Genomic DNA, 17,794 nt, shown 5'->3' on the forward strand with positions numbered 1-17,794 from the left:
TCCCTTAATTTTGCCTCGGGTATATCCCCGGCCCAATCGGCAGGCCGACAAGATACCATGCCACCAGCATCACCAGCCATACCCCTAAAAAGATAAGCGGGTAGGGTAAAACCAGCGAATAGTAGGTACCCAGTCTGGCCTCGGGCTTATAGCGCTGCAGGAAGCCTAAAAACAGCGGAACGAAAGGTGAGACGGGCGCCAGCGGGATCACTGAGGAGTCCGCGATGCGGAACAGGATCTGGGCAAACGCCGGGTGGAACCCGAGCATCATGAACATCGGCACGAAGATCGGCGCCAGAATTGACCAGATGGCGGAGCCGCTGGCAATAAACATGCACAGCAGGGATGACAGCAGCGCCAGCCCGACAAACGCCGGTACGCCGCTTAATCCGGCAGCCTCCAGCGCGTCGGTCAGGCCCACGGCCATAAACTTGCCCATGTTGCTCCAGTTAAACATCGCCACAAACTGCGCCAGCGGGAATACCATCACGATAAAGCCCGCCATCTCTTTCATCGGCTCGATCATCAGTTGCGGCAGATCGCCCTGACGGCGGATTTTGCCGGTAGCGATACCGTAGGCGAGCGAAACGACAAAGAAGAAGAGAATAATCAGCGGCACGATGCCCTGAATAAACGGCGACGGCAGGACGGTATGCTTAACCGGATCGCGCAGTATGCCGTTTTCCGGCACCACCATCAGCGCCACCAGCGCGATAAACGCCAGCGAGACCAGCCCGGCCACGCGCAGGCCGAAGCGCTGCTCTTTGCTTAGCGTCTCCAGCTTTTCATCGCTACGGCCTTCCCATTTGCCCAGACGCGGCTCGACGATCTTATCGGTAATCAGCCCGCCGACAATCGTCAGGACAATCACCGAGCTGGCCATAAAGTACCAGTTGTCGATCACGCTGACGTGCATGGCCGCATCAATGGTTTTCGCCGCCTCCGTGCTGATGCCCGAGAGCAGCACGTCGGTGGTGACGATCAGCAGGTTGGCGGTAAACCCGCAGCCCACGCCCGCAATGGCCGACAGCAGACCCGCCACGGGATGGCGCCCGACGGCGAGGAAGATCAGCGCCCCCATTGGCGGCATAATCACCAGCGCGGCATCGGATGAAATGTGGCTGAAGAAGGCGATAAACAGCACCATGTAGCTGGCATAGCGCGCGCTGACGTGGGACGCCATTTTTACCATCAGTGCGGGTAACAAGCCCACGCGTTCAGCCAGCCCGGCGCCCAGTACCAGCGCCAGAATGGCCCCCAGCGGAGCGAAACCGCTGAAGTTTTTGATGACGTTCGGTAAAAACCAGTGCAGCCCGTCAACGCTAAGCAGGTTTTTCACCGCCACCAGGCTGCCGTCTGCCGGGCTGCGCACGCTGACGTCAAAGGCCGAGAGCACGGCGGTGGCAACCATCAAAATCACAATCAGATAGATAAACAGCAGGAAAGGGTGCGGCACTTTATTGCCGATCCTTTCAACCCAGCCATAGAGCTTACCGGATGGGGAATGCGAAGGTATGGATGACATACTCATGGGCGTTCCTCGGGAGTGTTGTGTTGTTGTGTTGTGTTTTTTTATTTTAAAGGTGACGGTGTCACGCCCGGTGGGATCGGACACGCGTACGGTTTTTCTTCTATTTGTTGTTCGAACTCTTCACGGCATGTTTTCAGCAGGTCTGCATCCTGCAGCAGATTGAGCGCGGTTGCGCCCATCACTTTCCCGGCCAGCAGCATGCCTTTGTGGGCGATGGAGGTTCGTCCTTGCGCCACCAGTTGCCAGGTGTGCAGCGGCGTGCCGACGGTAAAGCAGGGGCTGAAGCACTGGGCGACCGGCATTTTCCAGCTGACGTCACCCACGTCCGTTGAACCCGCCAGCACGTTATCGGTGATGGCATAGGGCGCGACTTCATCCACCAGCAGCGTCTCCTGATGGCGGCGGGCAAAGGCTTTGCCTGCTTCTCCCCCCGTGGCGGCAATGTTTTTCAGGCTGTTCTGCAGATCGTTTGGCGTCAGCGTGGCGCGGATTTCGCGGGCAAAGTCGCGCTCTTCATCGGTCCACTCCGGCGTGCCGTAGTGCTGCAACGCGCGGTACATCGCAGCCTCAAGCGTGCGGTTCGGCAGGTAGCTGGAGCAGGCCTTATCAAAGCGGCATTCCACGGTGGTTTCGGTCATCATTGCCGCGCCCTGGGCAATTTTTTCGATGCGTTGGTAGATCTGCTGCGCGTCGGCCATCTCCGGGGCGCGGATCAGGTACAGCACTTCAGCCTGCGCCTGCACCACGTTGGGCGAAATCCCGCCGGTGTCGGTGATGGCGTAATGGACGCGCGCTTTCTCTATGATGTGCTCGTTAAGGAAGTTGGTGCCGGTAGTCATCAGCGTCACGGCGTCCAGCGCGCTGCGCCCTAAATGGGGCGAGTTGGCTGCATGTGCCGCCACGCCGTGAAAACGCCAGGCCGCCTGAATGTTGGCGAGTGTGCTGACGTTAAACATCCCGGCAAAGGCCTCCGGGTGCCAGGTGACAGCGGCATCAACGTCATCAAACAGACCTTCACGTACCATAAAGGTTTTCCCGGAGCCGCCTTCCTCACCGGGACAGCCGTAAAAACGCACCGTTCCGCTGCCGCCGTGCTGCTCCAGCCAGCTTTTTACCGCCACCGCGCCCGCAAGCGCCGCGGTACCCAGCAGGTTATGCCCGCAGCCGTGGCCGTTCGCCCCCGGCGTGGCGGATTGCGCCGTCGCGCAGTGCGCCTGCTGGCTTAGCCCGGCCAGCGCGTCGTACTCGCCCAGCAGAGCGATAACCGGTTTTCCGCTGCCGAAGCTGGCGATAAACGCGTTGGGGATACCGCCTGCCTCGCGGGTCAGCGTAAAGCCCTCGGCTTCCAGCTCGTCAGCGAGCCGTCTGGAGGACCAGAACTCTTCAAAGCGAGTTTCGGGATGATCCCAAATTGCGTCGGCAATATCGGTTAGCGTCTGACATCGCGTATCGATTGCATCGGCAATAAAAGCGTAGTTCTCCTGCATTACACACCTCGCGTCCACGGGAAATTGAGCGCAGTTCGCGCCAGCGTTTCAATGGCGACAGCCATGACCTGCTCATCGAAGTCGAATTTTTCGTTGTGATGTCCGGCGCTCAAATCCGTGCCGAACACCATATACGACGCCATGCCGCCGTTCTGCTGCACGCGGGCCATCATCAGCGTGGCGTCTTCAGAGCCTGCTGGCGCTTTCACCTTATCGATTGCGTGCACAATTCCGGAAACCTGGCTCGCCTGTTCACGCAGGTAATCAACCCAGGCCGGCGTCGGTGCGCTGGAGGTGGCGGCCCCCATCAGGCGCATCTCCGCGCTCACGCCATAGAGCGCGGCCGCGCCGGTAATGACAGCCTGCGCGCGTTCAAAGACATACTGGTTTATTGCTTCGCTTTCGCCGCGGGTTTCAACCTTAATCAGTGCATTTGCGGGCACCACGTTGCGGCCGCTACCCGCCTGCATCACGCCGACGTTGACGCGGGAAGCGCCTTCGCTGTGCGGGGCGATGCTGTGCAGGGCGAGGGCGGCCTGCGCGGCGGCAAGCAGGGCGTTACGTCCATCCTCCGGTTTGCCGCCCGCGTGTGCGGCAACGCCGGTAAAGTTCACGTCGAACTTGGTGGTTGCCATAAAGTTATCGCTGCCGCAGATCGCCGTTCCGGCGGGGACGCCGGTACCAATATGGATGGCGGTAAAATAGTCCACGCCGTCCAGCGCCCCGGCGGCGACCATGGCGCGCGCGCCGCGGGTGCCTTCTTCGGCAGGCTGGAAAATCAGCTTGACGGTACCGTTGAGCTGCGCTTCGTTCTGCTTAAGCACCTTTGCCAGCCCCAGGCCAATGGTGGTGTGGCCGTCGTGCGCGCAGGCGTGCATCATTCCCGCGTTGCAGGAGGCAAAACCGTCGCGGAACGGGCGATGGCTGTCGTCGAGCGCTTCGCTTAAATCAAGGGCATCCATGTCGACGCGAAACGCCAGCGTCGGGCCCGGTCGTCCGGTATTCAGGGTCGCCACAATGCCGGTAAATCCGCCTTCAAACGGTGCCAGCCATTTCTCAGGCGCGCCCTGTGACCGCGCACGGGCAAACTCTCGCGAAAGGGTGGCGTCATCGGGCAGCCCCATACGGCTTTCGGCATCGATCACGTCGCGACCCATCGCCAGTTCGTAGCCCAGGGAGTCAAGGATTTCCGCGACCTTTGAGGCGGTACGGAACTCTACCCAGCCGGATTCCGCAAAATGGTGAAAATCGCGACGCCATGCGATCATCTGGGGGGCTAATGTCTGGATGTACTGCGCCAGTGTGTCCATATCTGTTCCTGTCATCATTAAAAAATGTGAACTGCTTCACGTCATGATAGTTTTTACTTATCACTAACCGTTTTTTCACAGTTTTAACCGTTCAGGAATTACCCTCGCACATCCCTTTCCATTAAAGTAGATGACAGTTTCTTTACTCTGATAAACAACGGTTATCGGTTGGGCTATGTCATTTCAGATTAAATTTCATCAAATCCGGGCGTTTGTTGAAGTGGCGCGTCAGGGCAGCATTCGCGGTGCCAGCCGGACGCTGAATCTCTCGCAGCCGGCGCTGACCAAATCCATCAAAGAGCTGGAGGAGGGCATGGCGGCGCAGCTTTTTGTTCGCCGGAGTAAAGGCGTTGCGCTGACGGAGTGCGGGGAAGGGTTTTACCAGCGCGCCAGGCTGATTCTGGAAGAGCTGCGTGCGGCGCAGGATGACATTCGCCAGCGGCAGGGAGATCTGGCCGGGCAGATCAATATCGGGATGGGGGCCAGCGTGTCACGCAGCCTGATGCCCGCCGTCATCACCCGTTTTCACGCCCAGCACCCGCAGGTTAAAGTGCGAATTATGGAAGGGCAGCTGGTGTCGATGATCAATGAATTACGCCAGGGCGAACTGGACTTCACCATTAACACCTATTATCAGGGGCCTTACGACCATGAATTTACGTTTGAAAAACTCTTCGAAAAACCGTTTGCGGTATTTTGCCGGGAAGGGCATCCGGCGACAGGGGCAACATCCATTAACGATCTGCTGCATTATAACTGGACAATGCCAACGCCGCGGGGAAGTTATTATAAACAATTAGAAGATCTATTTAGCCACCGCTCGCAAATACCGCGGATTGGCGTAGTGTGCGAAACCTTTTCTTCCTGCATTAGCCTTGTTGCACAAAGTGATTTTTTAAGTATCCTTCCGCAGGAGTTAGGCTGTGATCCGCTGCTGGCGCACCGTCTGGTCATTCTTCCGGTTGCCGAGTCGCTTCCAAAAGCCGCATATTATTTAATTCAGCGCCGGGATTCTCGTCAAACTCCGCTTGCCGAATCATTAATTACGCAATTCAGAAGGGAGGCGAGGAAAATAGTTTCAGAGTGAATGTCGCATAATAAAAAAACAGAGTCTGCCCGACATCAGACAGACCCTATAGTACACACAGCAGTGCGTCCTTTCGCAAGTCCTGGGTATTATATCCATGAGGCAGGTAAATTTAGTTATAACACCTTTCCCGAAAAATGAAAGGAAGGTGAATGACTGATTTTAGAAAAATTTAACGCAAATCACCTATTTTACTGTTGTTGGGGTTTTAGTTAAGTCAGGTTTAAGTACATTTTATAATGACTATATATATTCATCGGGTTAATATTTATCTCGTGCCTCATCTTCTAAGGGTTATTGAGACACCTGTCTGGCGCAGGTATAGTACAAGCCCAGATGTAGCCGGAGGATTTCCATGAACCCTGACGACAAATCCCTTTTTCTTGACGCCATGGAGGATGTCCAGCCCCTGAAACGCTGCACCGATATCCACTGGCAGCAAAGCCGTAATACCCGGGCTCGCCAGGACATCGATACCGAACAGCTCGACAACTTTCTGACCCTGGGTTTCCTTGAGCTATTGCCGCTTGACGAGCCGCTGGCGTTCCAGCGCGAAGGCGTCCAGCAGGGCGTTATTGATAAGCTGCGTTCGGGTAAATACTCCCGACAGGCCAGCTTAAATCTGTTGCGTCAGCCCGCTGAACGCTGCCGCCAGATGCTGTATTCCTTTATTCGCCAGGCCAGTCGTGACGGATTACGTAACCTCATCATCATCCACGGGAAAGGGCGCGAGCAAAATTCGCATCCTAATGTGGTGCGTAGCTATCTGGCACGCTGGTTAACCGAGTTCGAGGAAGTGCAGGCGTTCTGCGTGGCGCTGCCGCATCACGGCGGCAGCGGGGCTTGCTATGTTTCCCTGCGAAAATCCGACGACGCGAAGCAGGAGAACTGGGAACGGCACGCCAAGCGTAGCCGTTAGCGGGCGATATCTTCGCCCGCCTGAGGCTTAGAAGGTTTCCCAGTTACTGTCGGGGGTGGCGTTAGCCGTTGCCGGACGCAGCAGCTGCGGTGTTTTAACGTTGGCCGGGCGCGGGGCGGTGGCGTTTGCTTTACCGTTCAGACGAAACGCGGCCACGGCCTGACGCAGCTGTTCGGACTGATCTTCCAGCGCCGCTGCCGCCGTGGCGGACTGCTGCACCAGCGCGGCGTTTTGCTGCGTTACGCTGTCCATCTGCGACACGGCCAGGCTCACCTGCTCAATTCCGCGGCTCTGTTCATCCGATGCGGACGAAATCTCGCCCATGATATCGGTGACGCGGGTGACGGCGGCGACAATCTCCTTCATGGTCGCGCCCGCTTCGCTGACCTGCTCAGAACCGGTGTTCACCCGGCTGACGGAGTTCTCAATAAGCCCTTTGATCTCTTTGGCCGCCTGCGCGCTGCGGCTGGCCAGCGTACGAACTTCACCGGCGACAACCGCAAACCCGCGGCCTTGCTCGCCTGCGCGCGCGGCTTCCACCGCGGCGTTAAGCGCCAGAATGTTGGTCTGGAACGCAATGCTGTCAATCACGCCGGTAATATGAGCGATTTGCTGCGAACTGTCGGCAATTTCGTTCATGGTGCGCACCACGTTATCCACGACGTGGCCGCCGCGAGCCGCTGTTTCAGAGGCATTCTTCGCCAGCAGCGTCGCCTGACGGGCGTTATCGGAGTTCTGTTTAACCGTTGCGGTCAGCTCTTCCATGCTGGCGGCTGTCTCTTCGAGCGAGGAGGCCTGCTCTTCGGTGCGGGCGGAGAGATCGTTGCTCCCTGCGGCAATTTCACCCGCGCCGGTGTAGATGGAGTCGGTGCTGCCGCGTACGGCGCTGACGGTCGTCACCAGCGACTGCTGCATCTCGTGCAGGCCAGCCGCCAGTTGGCCCATCTCATTGCGGCCAGAGAGGGTGATATCCTGCGTCAGATCGCCTCCCGCAATGGCGCGAATATGGTTCATGATGGCGTTGAGCGGTTTTAACAGCAGGTGCTGTAAACCCTGCCAGATCACCACCAGCACGGCGATAACGGCCAGGAAAATGGCTGCCAGCGTCCACTGCATCTGCGTGAAGCTGCTTTGGTTCTCTTCGGTTGCCGCCTTCAGCAGCGTGTTGTTTTCGGCGCGCCAGCGGTTATAGACCGCTTCCATGTCGTCCTGGGCCTGCTGAGCGTCCAGATCGCCATAGGCCTGGTAGTTGTCGGCACGCAGATACTCAATCGACAAACGCATCACCTCGTGCATCTGATTCCATGACTTCTGCATCTCGTCGGTTAACGCCGCATTCTGGCCGTTAACCTGCGGCATTTTCTGCCATTCTTTGTTATAGGCTTCAGCTTTAGCCAGCGAGTCGCCTGCGGTGCCGAGCAGTTTGTTAATCGCGGCAAGGGATGCCGGGTCGCGCTGGTTCTTCAGGTAGCGGATTGCCACGCGGGTGACGGTAACGCGCGTTTTCACCAGCGTGTTCACGCTGTCGCTCAGGCTTTCCTGCTGGGCATTCAGCACGCCGGAGTTCTGGAAGTTATGGCGATCGTTGCTGACGGCAGAGTAGAACAACCCTCCCGTGACAACTTGCAGCAGACAGAATATGGTGAGGGCAAAGATAATTCCGGTAATCACGTGCAGATTTTTCAGCATAGCGGTCGTCCGTTAGAAAAGATGCAGAGGTACACCCATACTATCGTCGTATAGAATTTAAACTTTAATTTAACTCGCGCTTAACTTAGGGCTTCGGTCAGGAACCTGTTGTAAATCCGGATCATTTTATGAGGAAGGTTAACATGAGCAGCATTGATAAAAGCGGGACGTACGCGCTAGGAACGCGAACGGTTAAACGACTGGGCTACGGGGCAATGCAGCTTGCCGGGCCGGGCGTATTTGGCCCGCCGAAGGATAAACAGGCCGCGCTGGACGTGCTGCGCGAAGCCGTGGCGGCGGGTGTGAATCATATCGATACCAGCGATTTTTACGGCCCGCATGTGACGAACCAGCTGATCCGCGAGGCGCTTCATCCTTACCGGGACGATCTTACCCTCGTCACCAAGATCGGTGCCCGTCGCGATGACAAAGGGGCCTGGCTGCCGGCCTTTTCCGCGCAGGAGCTGACCCAGGCGGTGCATGACAACCTGCGCAACCTGAAGCTGGATGTGCTGGACGTGGTGAACCTGCGGATCATGTTTAGCGCACACGGCCCGGCAGAAGGATCGATTGCTGAACCGCTTTCCACCCTCGCAGAATTACAGCAGCAGGGGCTGGTACGCCACATTGGTCTGAGCAACGTCACGGCCACGCAGGTGGCGGAAGCGCGGAAGATGGTGCAGGTCGTCTGCGTGCAGAACATGTACAACATTGTGAACCGTGGCGACGATGCGCTGGTGGATTTACTGGCGCAGCAGGGGATTGCGTATGTGCCGTTCTTCCCGTTGGGAGGCTTCACGCCACTGCAGTCCACCGGCCTGCAGGCCGTCGCGGATTCCCTGGGCGCAACGGCGATGCAGGTTGCGCTGGCATGGCTGCTGCAACGGTCGCCGAACATCCTGCTGATCCCCGGCACGTCATCCGTGGCGCATCTGCGGCAAAACCTCGCGGCGGGAGAGGTGCAATTGCCGCCTGAAGCACTTGAAAAACTGAATGCGCTGATGGGTTAATCACAGCATGGGCAAAGCCGGAAGGACACTTCCAGGCTTTGCCTGCTCAGACTCCGCATTGACTTTTTTGTCTGTGAAGCGCTAACGCTTCTGCCACAATTTCCTGCTTGCTTTTTCGCGTCTCAAAGGCGGTGATTCTGATGTATTCCATCAGGTCAGGCTCAATGCGGGCGCTCAACATCCTGAGATCGGCCTCCTTTGCTAAACCGCGGGCAACTCGCTTGTCGGGATAGTCACGGGCTGGCATAGAAAACGTCCTCCAAAAGTCTTGATAATTCGTGCCCTAAAATATGCGTCATTCTGATATCGAAGTCAATTAATAGTGTTTGCATAGTGATTTTATGATCTTTTTTCACATAAAGTGATTTTGAAGTGTTTTCTAATGACTTTTTTATGACTTTTGGTTGGCCCATCTGCGATCGCCAGCAGGAGAGGTTGCTAAATTAAATCCGCTCAAACTTCAACGCGTTTGCGGTCTTTGTCGGAAATGACCTTGATCCTGTGCCGTAATCCGTAATACTGTGTTTATATACAGTATCTGGCGGGAAAGGCATTTATGGACACTCTCTTTTCTTATCATCCAAAGCAACTTATTGAATTACCTTTATATCTTGAGCGTGTTGCCTGTGGCTTTCCAAGCCCTGCGCAGGATTATGTGGAGGATCGTCTCGATCTTAACCGGCTGGCGGTCAGGCACCCCAGTGCGACCTACTTTATCAAAGTGAGCGGGGACTCCATGATCGGCGCAGGGATTAGCGACGGCGATCTGCTGGTGGTAGACCGCTCGTTAAATGCCGAGCACGGGGACATTGTTGTGGCGTCGGTCGGCGGCGAGTTTACGGTGAAAGAGCTACAGACCCGCCCGGTTCTGCGGCTGCTGCCGCGTAATGCCCGCTATCAGCCGATCGCCTTTCAGTCCGAAGAGGAGCTGCAAATCTTCGGTGTCGTCACTCATACGCTCAAAACGCATAAACATGTTCGCGCTGGTTGATGTGAATAGCTTCTATGCCTCCTGCGAGAGGGTGTTTCGCCCCGATCTGGTGGGTAAGCCCATCGTGGTGGTGTCCAATAACGACGGCTGTATTATTTCGCTGTCGCGGGAGGCAAAGCAGTTCGGCATAAAAATGGGGGAGCCCTATTTTAAATTCAAAGAGAAGGGGTATCCGTCGCGGGTTTACGTCTTTAGCTCCAACTATGCGCTGTATGCCGATCTCAGCAGCCGGGTGATGCAGACGCTGACCGATCTCGCGCCGGCCATTGAGATCTACTCCATCGATGAAGCATTTGTGAACGTTTCGGGTGTCAGCAACTGCATCTCGCTGGAAGCATTCGGTCATCAGATGCGTACGCAGGTCTTTAAAAACACAGGCTTAAGCGTGGGCGTCGGGATTGCGCCGACTAAAACGCTGGCGAAGCTGGCCAACTATGCGGCGAAGCGGTGGTCAGCCACCGGTGGCGTGGTCGATCTCTCGGATCGTGGACGGCAGCGTAAGCTGCTGGCAAAGGTTCCGGTGGAGGAGGTGTGGGGCGTAGGACGACGCATCACGAAAAAGCTTAACGCGATGGGGATAACCACGGCGCTGGAGCTGGCGGAAGCGTCATCCTGGGTCATCCGCAAACATTTTAACGTGGTAATGGAGCGCACGGCGCGCGAGCTTCGAGGTGAGCCCTGCCTCGATCTGGAAGAGTTTACTCCCACGAAGCAGCAAATTATCTGTAGTCGTTCGTTTGGACACCGTATTACGCAGTACGAGGAGATGCATCAGGCCATTTGCGCCTATGCAGAACGTGCTGCGGAAAAACTGCGTGGCGAGCATCAGTATTGCCGCTTTATCAGCGTGTTTGTGCGCACCAGCCCGCATGCCGACAACGAAATTTATTACGGGAATCAGGCTTCCGTCACCCTGATGACGCCCACCAATGATTCGCGCGATATCATTCGTGCCGCCACTGAGGCGCTGGGTCGTATCTGGCTTGACGGATATCGCTATATGAAAGCGGGGGTGATGCTGGCAGACTTTTTCAGCAGCGGCGTTGCCCAGCTGAATTTGTTTGACGATAACCGCCCGAGCGCCAACAGCGCCGCGCTGATGCAAACCATCGACAGCTTAAATCATTCCGGCAAAGGGAAAATATGGTTTGCCGGGCAGGGGATTGAGAAAGCCTGGGCGATGAAGCGGGAGATGCTGTCACCGGCCTATACGACGCGGTACGCGGATTTGCCGGTAGCGAGATGAAAGGCGGCTATGTGTGACAAAGAGCCGAAGACGGTTTACGGACGCCGCTCCTGTGCAGCGTCCATAGCATCAGGGTTAAGGGCTTACTCAACCGTTAACGCATCGACAACCTCGACCACGCTTCTCACGCTGCGGATATTCCCGATCCCCGTGCCGAGCGCGATATAACCTTCATCGGTGTTATTTTCCAGCATGCCCAGGCGCAGGCCCCGCAATCCTCCCATCGCCTTGCCCAGCGCTTCATTGCTTGCGCCAGCTTTATCCATCGCCGCCAGTTTATCCGCCAGCTTGCCGGGGAGAGAACAATAGTAGTGAGGGACGGTGCGGAAAAGCAGCAGGTCCAGGCCGTTGGCGGCAACAATTTTCTCTTTGACCTCCTGCGGCACGCGGCTTTCTACGGTACTGATAAAGACCGAACCGGCAAACACGCCTTCCGCACCTAACGCATGCGCCGCTCTGGCGGTGCGGCGATCGGTAATACCGCCCGCCGCCATCACCGGAACATGCTTCACGGCATCGGCAATCAGCGGCACGATGGAAAAGGTACCCAGCGCCGTTGCGGGTAGCGTCCCGCCCTCGTCAAAACCGGTGGCGACGATAATGTCTGCTCCCATTTTTTCAGCCAGAAGGGTGTTCTCCGGCGTGGGATTGATGTCGCGGTAGATAATGGCGATACCCGCCTCTTTTAACTCATTGAACAGCGCAGGAATAATGCTGCCTTCACCATAGCCCGTATACACCACGGCCCTGACGCCTTCCTCTTTTATCACCTTAAGAATTGGCCCGGTCCAGACGTCGTTAACGGCGGTGGGGATCAGGTTCACGCCGAAGGGTTTTTCGGTCAGCCGTTTGGTTTTGCGAATTTCTTCCCGCATTTTTTCGGCGGTTTCTTCCGGCGTGGAGACCGCGGTATCGGCGGTTAACCCTGCGTTGGGGCCGAGCACGCCGAGTCCTCCTGCATTGCTGACCGCGGCCACTAAACGGGCATCAGTAAGCCAGGATAACGGTCCCTGAATAACAGGCTTTTCGATCCCCAGGATCTGACAGATACGGTTATTTTTCATAGCAGAACATTCCTCACGTTTGAATGGAGGAGAGTGTAGGGCGGAAGATTGTTAGGAAAAATAGCCAAAAAGATTCATCACTGTTATAAAATAAGTAACAATCCTGACATTCCTGTGACGGCAAAAGAGACAACCAATGCAACTAAATCTCTTTGAATCGATTAGAGTTTTCATTGAAATTGTCGAGTCGGGCAGCCTGACCCAGGCGGCGGAAAATCTGCAGATCCACCGTCCGGCGGTCACCAAAGCGTTACAGCATCTGGAGCAGCACAGCGGCACGCGTTTGCTGCAGAGAACAACGCGGCGGATTAGCCTGACGCCGGACGGCGAGGCGTTTTATCGCCGAAGTAAACCCCTGCTGGCGCAGGCGGACGATTTACTGGAGTCGTTTGGCACTGGCCGGGCAATACACGGTCAGTTGCGGGTGGATATGCCCATCGCTTTTGCGGCGCTGAGGGTCATACCCAACCTGCCGGATTTTTATCGGCAGCATCCTGAAATCGACATCATACTGAGCAGCTCTGACCGCCGTCGGGATATGCTGCGCGATGGCCTGGACTGCGTGCTGCGAGTGGGGGAGCTGGACGATGGTGACTATGTCGCGCGCAAAATCGGGAACATTAAAATCACGACCTGTGCCAGCCCGGCCTGGCTGGCAAAACACGGTACGCCAGAAACGCTGGATGATTTATACAAACATCAGGCCATCAACTGGATTAATAACAACAGCAGAAAAATTCAACCCTGGACGTTTACTACGCCAGAAGGCATTGCGGAAATAACGCTGCCCGGCAAGCTGGTCGTGGATAACTCCGAAGCCTACATCGCGGCGGGCCTGGCCGGGTTAGGGTTAATACAGGGGATGAATCTTTTTCTGCAGCCCTATATTGACCGCGGCCAACTGGTTGAAGTGTTACCGGAGCATCGCTCCCCGGATCGTAAATTGTCGCTTCTCTATCCACACCGCCATCTCTCCCGCAAGGTGCGGGCCTTTACCGAGTGGCTGGAAAGTTTAGTGTAAAACCGCCACCGGAGAGGAGCCCGCCAGTTCATGACACCGCGCGCCAGTCTGTTTCATGGCATTCAGCAGGTGAGGCGTGGGTTCGTTTGCGCAGTTTAGCCGCAGCAGCTGACGGAGGATGAGATCCCCCGGATCCTGAGGAACCGTTTTGCGCTGACTGCTGTGTAATCTGCCGGGGAACGATTGAGCCTCAGCTCACCTTTCTTCTGCGGCTTTGCGCTGACTCCCCCACTGTAACAGCAGGCTAAACGACGCGGGTAATACGGTCAGCGTTACCAGCGTCGCGACCAGCAGCCCGCCGATAATCGCATAGGCCATTGGCCCCCAGAATACCTGATGAGAGATCGGAATCATGCCCAGAATGGCGGCGCAGGCGGTCAGACAGATGGGTCTGGCCCGATGCTCCGCGGCCGCCACAATCGCGGCATCGTTTGCCATCCCTTGAGTAAGATTACTGTCTACCTCGCTAATCAGTATCACCGCGTTACGCACGATCATCCCCGCCAGGGCGATGACGCCCAGCAGCGCGACAAATCCCATCGGCGTGCCGCCGGGCAGCATAGCCAGCACGATCCCCGGTAAACCAAACGGGGCCATCAGAAGCGCCAGCAGCATCCGGGAATATCGGCGCAACTGAAGCATCAGCAGCATCAACATGATGACAAGCGTCACCGGAAGAACGCTAAAAACGGAGCTGTTCCCCTTATCTGATTCGGCAACCGCGCCGCCTTCTTCTATGCTGTAACCGGCAGGCAGCTCCGCGCGCAGCGTGTCGATCGCCGGACGCAGCGCCGCCGATACCGCTTCGGCCCTCAGCCCCGGCGCGAGGTCAGTTTGCACCGTAATAAAAGGCAACCGCTGTCGACGCCAGATGACCGGATCGTCCACGTTCCAGACCAGCGTCGCGACGGCGCTGAGCGGAATTTTTTTACCGTCATTCCCCTGAACGGTCAGCGAGGAGAGGGTGGCGGTGCTGTGACGTTCATTGTCCGTGGCCCGTAGCACCACGTCGACAAGGCGATCGTTATCCCTGACCGAGGTGACAACGCTGCCGGACCAGAGGGTATTCAAGGTGCGGGCGAGAGCTTCTGACGATATTCCTGCCGCCCTGGCCGCCGTCTGATTCACCTTCAGAGTAATGATCCTCTCCGGCTCTCCGGCCGTCTGGTTAACCTCGCGCGACAGCGGCGATTGGCCAATCGCGTCGGCCAGACGGTTCGCAAGCGCCCGGACCTGCCGATAATCAGGCCCGCTCACCCGGTATTTGATTGGCCAGCCGACGGGCGGCCCAAGCTCCAGGGGCGACACGCGCGTGATGATGTCGCTAAACTGCGCCGCCAGCAGCCTGTTCAACTGCCCATGCAGACGATCCCGCGCCTGAAGATCCTTCGCCACCACCACAATCTGGGCGATGTTTTCATTTTCCAGCAGCACGTCCATCGGCAGGTAAAAACGGATGGCTCCTGACCCGACGTACGTCGAGTAGCGCTCGATATTGCTGTTGCCGGCCAGCGCGTGTTCCAGCTTTTCCACCTCTCTTAACGTTTCGGGCTGCGACGCGTTGGCCGGAAGCGTCAGGCTGACCAGCAGCTCAGGCCGGTCCGACGCGGGGAAGAACTCACCCTGCATAAACGTCGTGCCGTACACGGACAGCCCCAGCGCGGAAAGCGCAATCAGCACGGTGGCGAGCCGGTGACGTAGCGCCAGCCCTAAAAGCCGCCCGTACCCGCGCGCGATCCTTCCAGGGCCTGCCGCGCGATGTCTGACCTTCTCCGGCAGCAGCCACGTACCCGTCAGCGGCGAAAACAGGATCGCGACAACCCAGGAGCAGAGCAGGGCAATCAGCACTACCGCAAACAGGGAAAAACAATATTCACCGGCGCTGGAGGCCGCAAAACCAACGGGAATAAACCCGGCAATCATCACCAGGGTTCCGGTGAGCATCGGGAAGGCCGTCGTTTTGAATGCATGGGTGGCCGCATGCCGACGGGAATCTCCGGCTTCCAGACGGGAGACCATCGTTTCGACGGCGATCATGGCGTCATCCACCAGCAGACCCAGCGCAATGATCAGCGCCCCAAGCGAGATACGCTGAAGCCCGATGCCGGCGAGCATCATGCCGGCAAATGTCATGGCGAGCACCAGCGGAATGGCCGCAGCCACCACCAGCCCCGCCCGCAAACCCAGCGAGACAAATGAAACCGCCAGCACGATAACAACAGCTTCAATAAGCACCCGGACAAAACCACTTACCGCGTCACTGACCACCGCCGACTGATCGGCAACTTTCACCATCTCAATACCGTGCGGCAGCCCGGCGCTGAGGACTGTCATTCTGGCGTTCAGCGCGGCGCCAAAACGCAGCATGTTGCCCGTTGGCGCCATTGACACCGCCAGCCCGATGGCCGGTTTGCCGTTTACCCGGTACGCGGGGGCCGGTGGCTCGGCGGCTTCCCGGGTGACAGTGGCGATATCGGTCAGCGGAATATAGCGATTGTTAATGTGCAGCGTGACGGCGCGTAAACTCTCTTCGGACGTGAGCGCCCCGCTGACCTTGATCGCGATGTTCTCCTGCCCGGTACGCATAACGCCAGCTGGGACAACCGCGTTTTGCGCCCGCAGCGCATCGGCGACCGCCTGAATATCCAGTCCCATACCCGCCAGACGGGCCGGAGAAAAGGCGAGAACCATCTGATCCTGCTGTTCGCCCAGCAGGGTGGTTTTGCCGATATCTGGCAAGGAGGCGAGCTCACGACGTATTGTCTCAACGCGATCCCGCACTTCCCGTAAGGTATAGCCGTCGGGAATAAAGCCGTAAATCGTGCCGAACGTATCGTCAAATTCGTCGTTCACGGCCGGGCCCTGAACGCCTTCCGGTAAAGACGGCGCGATGTCCTGCATTTTTTTGCGGATCTGATACCAGATGTCCTGCACCTTTTGCGGTGGGGTATTGTCACGGAGATTCAAATGGATAACCGTGCTCCCGGCACGGGTTTCACTTTCGAGATAATCAAGCCAGGGCGTTTCCTGCAGCTTTTTTTCAAGCGTATCGGTCAGCAGACGGGTGGTGTCCGTTACGGACGCGCCCGGCCACTGCGCGGAGACGACCGCCGTTTTAATGGTAAAAACCGGATCTTCATTACGCGGCAGTTTTTCATAGCAGAACACGCCCATCGCCACGATCAGCAGCATGAAGAAACTGACCATCTGCTGATGGTTAAGCGCCCATGCGGACAGGTTAAATTTCGCTTCCGGTTTCGTGTTCATGGCTGAACCTCCCCGGGTACCACCGGCTCTCCGGAACGGAGTTTGCTCACGCCAGCCGTAATCACCCGGTCGTCTGGCTCAAGGCCGGAGGCGATAATCACCGAGGAGGCCGTATAGCAGGCAGGCACCACCGCGCGCAGCTGCGCCTGCGAATGCGGGTTAATCACGAACACCGCCGGTCTATCTCCTGTTCGGCTCAGCGCCGATGCGGGAATGACGTAACCTCGCGGGCCAGTCGAGGGCAGGGTGACGGTGACGCTGGCACCCAGCGCTAGCGCCGCTGGCGGGTTTATCAGGGTGGCTCTGACGCGCCAGGTGCGGGTCTGAGGATCGGCCTGCGGGGTGATATCCCGCAGCACGGCAGATGCCTGTATCGACGGGGCGCTGAGCAGGGAAACCCGCAATTCCGCCTTATCCAGCGGCGGTATCGCATCGGGCGTGGCGATATCAAACGCTACGTCGCGGGCTTCGCCGGTTGCCAGCGTAAGCACCGTCTGTCCCGCGCTGACAACCTGGCCCGCAGAGGCGCTCACCTCGGTGATCGTGCCGGTTTGTGGAGCGATAAGGCGCGTCCAGCCAAGGCTTTCGCGGGCGTTACGCCACGCGGCCTCGCTACTTTTTAATCGCGCGCGGGCGACAAGCCAGTCCGCGCGGGCGCTGTCGAGTTGCGTGCGGGCTATTGCGCCCGTCGGCATGAGCTTTTGCATTCGGCTGACGTTAAGCGCGGCAACCTGCGCTGAGGCTGTGGCCCCTTCATAGTCGGCCGTTGCGCTGTCGAGCTGATTTTGTCCGGTGGTATTTTCAAGTGTGGCCAGCAGCTGTCCGGCATTAACCCGATCGCCAATATCAACGCTGCGCGTCAGTATTCGCCCCCCGGTTTGAAAGCTCAGCGTCGTTTCATCGCGGGCATGGATCTCACCGGTCCTTTCCAGCGCGGGGAGGGTTTGGGCTGTACGTACGACGACGTAGCGCACCTTACGCACTGGGGCAGGCTTATTTTCCTGTTTGTCACCGCAGCCGGTGAGCGGAAAAATCACCAGCGCGAGCAGGACCAGAGGGAGAAAATTTACCCAGGAAAGAGTGCGCGCCACGCCGTACAGATGGTGCAGGCAGTGGCGGAGGGAGAGAACAAATTCGTCTGACATAACGCCGCTCCATAAAGATGAGGGCGT

General features: G+C 57.6%; 14 protein-coding genes. 6 read left to right on the plus strand and 8 right to left on the minus strand.

What is annotated here, in order from left to right:
* Positions 1-4: 4 nt before the first annotated feature.
* Genes abgT through DG357_RS10215 form a run of 3 tightly spaced genes read right to left on the minus strand, consistent with a single transcriptional unit; the run spans position 5 to position 4,328 of the window.
* Entirely contained in the window at positions 5-1,531 is a 1,527-nt protein-coding gene (abgT, locus tag DG357_RS10205; protein ID WP_088205349.1) for a p-aminobenzoyl-glutamate transporter, read from the minus strand.
* Between the two features lie 41 nt (positions 1,532-1,572).
* On the minus strand, positions 1,573-3,018 hold the full coding sequence (locus DG357_RS10210) for a M20 family metallopeptidase (RefSeq protein ID WP_045261472.1): 1,446 nt from the start codon (positions 3,016-3,018) through the stop codon (positions 1,573-1,575).
* Positions 3,018-4,328: a M20 family metallo-hydrolase gene (locus DG357_RS10215; protein ID WP_088205350.1), complete on the minus strand. Its 1,311-nt coding sequence runs from the start codon at positions 4,326-4,328 to the stop codon at positions 3,018-3,020. The genes DG357_RS10210 and DG357_RS10215 overlap by 1 nt, the downstream gene beginning before the upstream one ends.
* A 175-nt stretch (positions 4,329-4,503) precedes the next feature.
* On the opposite strand from DG357_RS10215, the gene DG357_RS10220 reads away from it, so the two are divergent.
* Positions 4,504-5,415: a LysR family transcriptional regulator gene (locus tag DG357_RS10220; RefSeq protein ID WP_047368434.1), complete on the plus strand. Its 912-nt coding sequence runs from the start codon at positions 4,504-4,506 to the stop codon at positions 5,413-5,415.
* A 355-nt stretch (positions 5,416-5,770) separates the two neighbouring features.
* The gene (gene smrA, locus DG357_RS10225; protein ID WP_045630204.1) at positions 5,771-6,334 is read left to right on the plus strand and encodes a DNA endonuclease SmrA; all 564 of its coding nucleotides are present in this window, start codon (positions 5,771-5,773) and stop codon (positions 6,332-6,334) included.
* A gap of 27 nt (positions 6,335-6,361) precedes the next feature.
* Here the strand turns inward: smrA and tcp are convergent, their stop codons facing one another.
* Positions 6,362-8,023 carry a methyl-accepting chemotaxis citrate transducer gene (gene tcp / locus DG357_RS10230; RefSeq protein ID WP_028012952.1) on the minus strand — a complete coding sequence of 554 codons (1,662 nt, stop codon included), beginning with the start codon at positions 8,021-8,023 and terminating at the stop codon, positions 6,362-6,364.
* 143 nt (positions 8,024-8,166) lie between these two features.
* Here tcp and DG357_RS10235 point away from each other — a divergent pair, with 143 nt between their 5' ends.
* Positions 8,167-9,033: an aldo/keto reductase family oxidoreductase gene (locus tag DG357_RS10235; protein ID WP_028012953.1), complete on the plus strand. Its 867-nt coding sequence runs from the start codon at positions 8,167-8,169 to the stop codon at positions 9,031-9,033.
* Between the two features lie 46 nt (positions 9,034-9,079).
* Here the strand turns inward: DG357_RS10235 and DG357_RS10240 are convergent, their stop codons facing one another.
* Positions 9,080-9,280: a hypothetical protein gene (locus DG357_RS10240; protein ID WP_028012954.1), complete on the minus strand. Its 201-nt coding sequence runs from the start codon at positions 9,278-9,280 to the stop codon at positions 9,080-9,082.
* 309 nt (positions 9,281-9,589) lie between these two features.
* Here DG357_RS10240 and umuD point away from each other — a divergent pair, with 309 nt between their 5' ends.
* Positions 9,590-10,024, plus strand: a complete 435-nt coding sequence (gene umuD / locus DG357_RS10245; protein WP_028012955.1) for a translesion error-prone DNA polymerase V autoproteolytic subunit — start codon at positions 9,590-9,592, stop codon at positions 10,022-10,024.
* Positions 10,008-11,270, plus strand: coding sequence for a translesion error-prone DNA polymerase V subunit UmuC (gene umuC, locus DG357_RS10250; RefSeq protein WP_088205352.1), 1,263 nt, complete (start codon positions 10,008-10,010; stop codon positions 11,268-11,270). Before umuD ends, umuC begins: the two co-directional genes overlap by 17 nt.
* A gap of 83 nt (positions 11,271-11,353) precedes the next feature.
* Here umuC and DG357_RS10255 read toward each other — a convergent pair whose 3' ends face one another.
* Positions 11,354-12,334: an NAD(P)H-dependent flavin oxidoreductase gene (locus tag DG357_RS10255; RefSeq protein ID WP_088205353.1), complete on the minus strand. Its 981-nt coding sequence runs from the start codon at positions 12,332-12,334 to the stop codon at positions 11,354-11,356.
* Between the two features lie 136 nt (positions 12,335-12,470).
* Here DG357_RS10255 and DG357_RS10260 point away from each other — a divergent pair, with 136 nt between their 5' ends.
* Complete coding sequence (locus DG357_RS10260) at positions 12,471-13,355, plus strand: LysR family transcriptional regulator (RefSeq protein ID WP_045261464.1); 885 nt, start codon at positions 12,471-12,473, stop codon at positions 13,353-13,355.
* 195 nt (positions 13,356-13,550) lie between these two features.
* Here DG357_RS10260 and DG357_RS10265 read toward each other — a convergent pair whose 3' ends face one another.
* Entirely contained in the window at positions 13,551-16,622 is a 3,072-nt protein-coding gene (locus DG357_RS10265) for an efflux RND transporter permease subunit (protein ID WP_088205354.1), read from the minus strand.
* On the minus strand, positions 16,619-17,767 hold the full coding sequence (locus DG357_RS10270) for an efflux RND transporter periplasmic adaptor subunit (protein ID WP_063153909.1): 1,149 nt from the start codon (positions 17,765-17,767) through the stop codon (positions 16,619-16,621). Before DG357_RS10270 ends, DG357_RS10265 begins: the two co-directional genes overlap by 4 nt.
* Positions 17,768-17,794: the final 27 nt, after the last annotated feature.

Source organism: Enterobacter bugandensis (assembly GCF_900324475.1).
In the GTDB taxonomy this organism is placed as follows: Bacteria; Pseudomonadota; Gammaproteobacteria; order Enterobacterales; family Enterobacteriaceae; genus Enterobacter; species Enterobacter bugandensis.

What these genes read in the sequence shown, in the direction of transcription:
- abgT (WP_088205349.1), bottom strand. Translation starts at nt 1,531, where the DNA reads ATGAGTATGTCATCCATACCTTCGCATTCCCCATCCGGTAAGCTCTAT.
- DG357_RS10210 (WP_045261472.1), bottom strand. Translation starts at nt 3,018, where the DNA reads ATGCAGGAGAACTACGCTTTTATTGCCGATGCAATCGATACGCGATGT.
- DG357_RS10215 (WP_088205350.1), bottom strand. Translation starts at nt 4,328, where the DNA reads ATGGACACACTGGCGCAGTACATCCAGACATTAGCCCCCCAGATGATC.
- DG357_RS10220 (WP_047368434.1), top strand. Translation starts at nt 4,504, where the DNA reads ATGTCATTTCAGATTAAATTTCATCAAATCCGGGCGTTTGTTGAAGTG.
- smrA (WP_045630204.1), top strand. Translation starts at nt 5,771, where the DNA reads ATGAACCCTGACGACAAATCCCTTTTTCTTGACGCCATGGAGGATGTC.
- tcp (WP_028012952.1), bottom strand. Translation starts at nt 8,023, where the DNA reads ATGCTGAAAAATCTGCACGTGATTACCGGAATTATCTTTGCCCTCACC.
- DG357_RS10235 (WP_028012953.1), top strand. Translation starts at nt 8,167, where the DNA reads ATGAGCAGCATTGATAAAAGCGGGACGTACGCGCTAGGAACGCGAACG.
- DG357_RS10240 (WP_028012954.1), bottom strand. Translation starts at nt 9,280, where the DNA reads ATGCCAGCCCGTGACTATCCCGACAAGCGAGTTGCCCGCGGTTTAGCA.
- umuD (WP_028012955.1), top strand. Translation starts at nt 9,590, where the DNA reads ATGGACACTCTCTTTTCTTATCATCCAAAGCAACTTATTGAATTACCT.
- umuC (WP_088205352.1), top strand. Translation starts at nt 10,008, where the DNA reads ATGTTCGCGCTGGTTGATGTGAATAGCTTCTATGCCTCCTGCGAGAGG.
- DG357_RS10255 (WP_088205353.1), bottom strand. Translation starts at nt 12,334, where the DNA reads ATGAAAAATAACCGTATCTGTCAGATCCTGGGGATCGAAAAGCCTGTT.
- DG357_RS10260 (WP_045261464.1), top strand. Translation starts at nt 12,471, where the DNA reads ATGCAACTAAATCTCTTTGAATCGATTAGAGTTTTCATTGAAATTGTC.
- DG357_RS10265 (WP_088205354.1), bottom strand. Translation starts at nt 16,622, where the DNA reads ATGAACACGAAACCGGAAGCGAAATTTAACCTGTCCGCATGGGCGCTT.
- DG357_RS10270 (WP_063153909.1), bottom strand. Translation starts at nt 17,767, where the DNA reads ATGTCAGACGAATTTGTTCTCTCCCTCCGCCACTGCCTGCACCATCTG.